Origin of the sequence: Paenibacillus cymbidii, assembly GCF_004764705.1 — a bacterium.
Classification (GTDB): domain Bacteria; phylum Bacillota; class Bacilli; order Paenibacillales; family NBRC-103111; genus Paenibacillus_AN; species Paenibacillus_AN cymbidii.
Genome location: NZ_SHLX01000066.1, coordinates 1 through 4,569 on the forward strand (window position 1 = coordinate 1; position 4,569 = coordinate 4,569).

4 protein-coding genes are annotated in these 4,569 nt (G+C 43.6%); 3 read left to right on the forward strand and 1 reads right to left on the reverse strand.

Going from position 1 to position 4,569, the window contains the following annotated elements; translation table 11 throughout:
- Positions 1 to 316: 316 nt before the first annotated feature.
- Positions 317 to 661: a helix-turn-helix domain-containing protein gene (locus EXY20_RS38600; RefSeq protein WP_167859816.1), complete on the reverse strand. Its 345-nt coding sequence runs from the start codon at positions 659 to 661 to the stop codon at positions 317 to 319.
- Positions 662 to 854: 193 nt separating this feature from the next.
- Between EXY20_RS38600 and EXY20_RS38605 the strand changes: the two genes are divergently transcribed.
- From EXY20_RS38605 to EXY20_RS38615, 3 genes are all read left to right on the forward strand, one after another.
- The gene (locus EXY20_RS38605; protein ID WP_135557765.1) at positions 855 to 2,519 is read left to right on the forward strand and encodes a hypothetical protein; all 1,665 of its coding nucleotides are present in this window, start codon (positions 855 to 857) and stop codon (positions 2,517 to 2,519) included.
- A 55-nt stretch (positions 2,520 to 2,574) separates the two neighbouring features.
- Positions 2,575 to 3,156, forward strand: a complete 582-nt coding sequence (locus tag EXY20_RS38610) for a hypothetical protein (RefSeq protein ID WP_135557766.1) — start codon at positions 2,575 to 2,577, stop codon at positions 3,154 to 3,156.
- Between the two features lie 270 nt (positions 3,157 to 3,426).
- On the forward strand, positions 3,427 to 4,464 hold the full coding sequence (locus tag EXY20_RS38615; RefSeq protein WP_135557767.1) for a copper amine oxidase N-terminal domain-containing protein: 1,038 nt from the start codon (positions 3,427 to 3,429) through the stop codon (positions 4,462 to 4,464).
- Positions 4,465 to 4,569 lie beyond the last annotated feature (105 nt).

The window sequence follows — 4,569 nt, forward strand, 5'->3', positions numbered from 1 at the left end:
GGCAATTTAACGCTTTACCGTAAGCTGACCGAGCCTGATTTTTAGGCTCGGTTGGTGGAAAAATCCCCACGATTATGATGGGGAAAAATGCACGATTATTTGGGGGATTTTTGCTTGACGAAATACATCTGTACCCGAAGCATCTTTACCTGCAAAATCTTCGTCATCGATGACTGCACGCATTGCACCATGATGCTGGCGGAAGAATATTAAGTCCGTACCGAAATTTGTGTGTTTTGGTATATATATTATAACCGTGACATCATGCTAGATGATGGTCACCAGAAACGCGGGGAACGTAGGAACGTCTCCCCTCTTATTTTTTGTCGCGAAACCAAAGAACCTGCTTCACAAACTCATAAACCGCCTTCTTCTCTTCTTCCGTTCTTCCACGCAGTTCAAAGAGAATTTTATCGGCATAAGAAGGCTCCGCTTCGATAGCAGTGCCATACTCAAAACGGAATAACTCATCCAATCTCGTATCAAGCGCTATTGCAATTTTATCTAAAGTCACAATCGTCGGGCTCTTTTCGCCACGCTCTACTTGTCCCAAATAGGAGGTGTTTAACCCTGATTTAAAAGCGAGCTTCTCCTGGCTAAGTCCTCTGCTCTGCCGCAAAGCTCTGATCTTTTCGCCAACCAAAACTGCAATATCGCCCACACAACCACCTATCTTCCTGCCTTATATATCAAACGATAGATGGTCTAACACATAGTAACAACGCACTATAGAAACTATATTTATTAGCGTCTATAGTCATTGATAAAAGATGTCGAATTTCATATACTTAATGGAGAATCTTGGGGAATTCAGTTTTATCCTGTACTAGAATTCCAGAAGGGAGAAGTCATATTTGTCTATTGAAATTACGAATCAGACAGAGACAGTTCGCAAGAAATCGTTATTTAAGAAGTGGTGGCTGTGGCTTATAGTCCTTATCGGGGTTGTTGTCATCATCGGGATTCTTTCTTACTCGAATCCAGAGCCGCTCGAATTATCAGACTTATCCGGAGAAAGTAAGGAAAGCGCTATTACCAAACTCGGTAAACCGGACGAACCATGGATCGTTCGGGACGATGCGGAAGGTTTCTATTACATGTACCCGTTCGGGGTCACAATGTTTGGCAATGGAAACTCGGTATCAGAGATTACTCTGGCCCCTGCCGAGGAAGGAGTTAAAAGCAATAAGGTATACAGCATTCTCGGAATGACCTTAGGCATGAATTTTAATGACTATACCGAACAAAACCCCGGAGTTTTTCGAGCACCAAATTTGGATCTGGTCTCCCCGGAAGGACAACGTTCTCGTATGTATCATGATAAGCAGGAAGATACGATACTGAACTTGCTTACCGAATCCGATCGTATCGTTGGAGTCCGTTATGTTCGCTACGCAAATAGTGATGAATCGAGCGCGCTAGATCTTGCCAACTATATAGGGAATAGCCCGGCAGAACAGCAACTCATCAGCGAGTTTGGCGTCACATCCACGGTCACCGGCAACGTAGACAATACCTATTACTTTGGACAAGCCAATAAGGCCAACTGGCTCAAAAGCGATGCCGCGAATGGTCAAATTCGCGAGATCACGATCACAGACGGACGATTCTTTAATATCGGCGGTCAGCGTGTCGGAGATGCTACGGAACATGCTGCCGCGGCACTTGGCACCGCAATATCTGCAACAGAAGAAGCGGATGGAGTGACCGTCAGTACGTTTGAATACTCAGCGCCCAATACATTAAACGATTGTATCGTAGAAATTCGCAGCTCCAACGGAAAAATCGTCGCTATTCGGGCAACCTTACAATCTACACTCTCCAATTCGTTATTGCCACCGGTCGAAGAGAAAGAGTCTACGCCTGTAACGGAGGAATCATCAGATACGCCTACAGATACTTGGCCGACGCTAAGTTTGGAGCAGCAGATTGAATTCAATCAATATTTCAGCGAATTCAGTTCAGTGAACTTCGGTACTTCCCCTTATATCAAGGATAGTGCGATCAATTCGTACAGCTCGGATGAACTCATTCGTTTTGCGATTGAGCGGAATCTAAAATTTGGTCAAGACAACAGCTATAGTTTCAATCCGAAAAACGACAATGAGTTGATCATGCATCAAGACTTGGTTGCTGAAGTTATCCAGCAATTCTTTGGCATCCAAGTAAAGCACAAGTCCATTTCTGGTTACAAATATAAAGATGGTTTCTATGGATGGGATGCTTATAGATGGACCTATACGGATTCTAATCTGTTTTCTCAGGTGCAACGGTTATTGGATAATCAGGACGGCACGTTGACTGCCGAAATCGGCGTTTTCCAAGACCTGAACGACTACGGGAGTTTCAATAGCGAAGATCCCGACCATTTGCAAGCGAAAGCCATTCGCTATCAACCTCAGTCTACTGGATTGGACGCTTCACACTTTTCTTATACCGGGACAGTAAAAGCAACGATCAAAAAGTCGGAATCCAATGACTGGATCGTGATTGACTATAAAGTCGAAAGCATGTATTAGTCCCCATCAATAAAACAGCCCATATAACTAAACCACATCGATAAGGAGGCACTCTATGCAACTTCAACAGAAGAAAACGAATAATGACAGCAGCCTGCCTGTCCCGACTTCAATCCAGTTGGAGACTCCAATGAAAGCTTTCAAAAAATTGTACCTCATCTTTATATTAATTGGAGGTATTGCACTTGCTTTCGGAGGTCCGGTCGGCATTCTATTCGGTATTGTAATAGGCTGGGCAGCGGCTTATCTTACGCTGCAAGGCATTTCAGGATTCAAGCTTATGAAATTGAATTTCAAGGACTATCCTCTTCCTCACCCTGTAACAGATGCCCAGCTTTACGAGCATTTATCGTCTTTAACTCTTCATCCCGATTTTAATTTGGAACAAGGAGTATGGGGAACACGATTAATTTTCAAAAACATGACGGCCCATAAAATTCAAATTGATCAGAAAAAACAAACCTACTCCATTATTTCGAAGCTAACCAAAAAGAACCTTGTAAAAAGGAGACATAATCCTGGAGTTACTGAGTATTCATTCGCGTTTACGGCCGTTCCGATCATTAAACAATTGGTCGATGAAGCTTCAGCGTCATTATCAGAATCTATTTCATCATCCGCTAAAGCTTCAAATTGAGTTTACAAGGATTGGAGGCAACCTACATTGATCGCTGTTTACGTACTACTCTGCATCCCATTTGGCTGGGCCTTTATTAGCCGATTGCAAAGAAATGTCACCGTGTTCACTTCTATTTCCAACTACATTGTATACAAGATTATTCTGGCTACTTTCATCGGATGGGCGATAGCTCCGTTTTACCTGATCTACATTATCTTTAAGATGATACGCGGGTTCAGCAGCAAAAAAGATACACCGATAAAATAATCGAAAGAAAGTGAGACTCCCATGAAAAAACCATTATTCAGCCTTATTGTTATCTTGGCAATGTCATTCACCATGTTGCAGACAGCGTTCGCATCCGATATCTCCATTACACTCAAGGGTCAAAAGGAAGCTTCGGTGCATACGCCAGTATCCGTAGACGGCGTCCAGTTGTTTCCTGTTGGCCAAATTCTTAAGTTTCTTGATCTTAGCGGGACGGAAACCGTTAAATTTAATGAAAATCCGTGGTACTCCTATGTCACCTTTCAAGGGCGTTGCTTCAAAATAAGGGAAAGAACGACAGACGTTCAGGAATATGAGGTAGATGAATCAGGTGAATGTATAAATGTTACCGGAAAGACTTATCAACTTGAGAAACCGGCACGTTATCTGGACGATCCCACCCTTGGAGTCTTTGTACCGCTGAGCTTTATAAGCGAAATCTTGGCTAATGCTCCATACGGCAATACATTCAGCACGAAATATGTGGACGGCGCTCTGGAATTCAGCATGTACAAAGAAGATAGAACTGGCAAGATGCAAATCGTCAATCCCGTCAAACTTGCAATGAGGATCAACAGCCCATGGCTTCTGACAGAAGACGCCGGAGGGGATGACGGAAAGAACTTCGACGATAACGATCATAATGTCACTCCCGTTATCCGCGGCGGCAGCACACTACTCCCTATTGCACCGATTATCGAACAATTAGGCGGGACTACTACTTGGACTGGTAGCGAAAGAAAAGTAACCATCACGCTCGGCGATAACACAATTGAGCTTTGGATTGATCAAACGACGGCTTCTGTAAATGGAACAAAGAAAGAATCAACAGTTGCACCAACCATCATCAACGGCAGAACCATGATTCCTGTTCGATTTGTTACCGAGAACCTCGGAGCAACAATTCGCTGGGACGGAGACTCCCAATTAGTAATGATTTATTATGGCGGTGCTGAAGAGAGTTCAACTGATTTATTCAAATTCGATTATAAGATTGCCATCCTTGACGCCGTGCAGAAGAGTGAGGATAATCGAAATGAATACTCCGGAGTAAAATGAGCCATCGTTCCGGAATATTTGAGCCACGTCTCCGGTCAAACTGAGCCACCGTTCCGGAACTGAGAGCCAGTTGAAACCTTCTTGTAGAATGGGAGGATGCGCTGC

What these genes read in the sequence shown, in the direction of transcription:
- EXY20_RS38615 (WP_135557767.1), top strand. Translation starts at nt 3,427, where the DNA reads ATGAAAAAACCATTATTCAGCCTTATTGTTATCTTGGCAATGTCATTC.
- EXY20_RS38610 (WP_135557766.1), top strand. Translation starts at nt 2,575, where the DNA reads ATGCAACTTCAACAGAAGAAAACGAATAATGACAGCAGCCTGCCTGTC.